This is a genomic window from Amycolatopsis antarctica (genome assembly GCF_002262875.1).
GTDB classification, from domain to species: domain Bacteria; phylum Actinomycetota; class Actinomycetes; order Mycobacteriales; family Pseudonocardiaceae; genus Amycolatopsis; species Amycolatopsis antarctica.
This window is the reverse complement of the sequence record NZ_NKYE01000060.1, coordinates 1-512: the sequence shown is the minus strand read 5'-3', so window position 1 is coordinate 512 and position 512 is coordinate 1. Positions and strand designations below refer to the sequence as shown.

Below are 512 nucleotides of genomic sequence, written 5' to 3'. Positions count from 1 at the left end.
GGGCGGGCCGGGGGGCTGGCGGGCGGGTTCGGCGTGTTCGGGTTCGATCTGCGCGGGTTCTCCGGGCTGCGCGAGGAGACCGGGGCGGGGCCGGGTACCGGTCCGCCGCTGCTGCCCGCGCTCGGCTGGATCGCCGCGCACCTGCTGACCTCGGTGCTGTGCCTGCCGCTGTTCCTCGGCGAGGAGATCGGCTGGCAGGGCTACCTGCTGCCGCGGCTGTTGCCGCTGGGCACGCCGAGGGCGCTGCTGGTGATGGGCGTGCTGTGGGCGCTGTGGCACCTGCCGGCGGTGTTGCTCGGCGGCCAGTTCCCCGGCTACGGCAGGGTGATCGCGGTCCCCGCTGCCGTGATCGGTGGCGTACTCGTCGGCGTCTTCATCGGCTGGATCCGGCTGCGCACCGGTTCGGTCTGGCCGACGGTCACCGCGCACACGGTGAGCAGCCACGTCATGCCGCCGCTGATGCTGGCGATGGGCGACGCGGAACGCACCCCCGATCCGCTCCAGGCCGGGCT

The 512-nt window shown here is 74.2% G+C and carries 1 protein-coding gene; it reads left to right on the top strand.

Going from position 1 to position 512, the window contains the following annotated elements:
- Window positions 1-512 (top strand): CPBP family intramembrane glutamic endopeptidase (locus CFN78_RS28430; protein WP_133116520.1); only part of this gene is annotated, 512 nt, incomplete at both ends.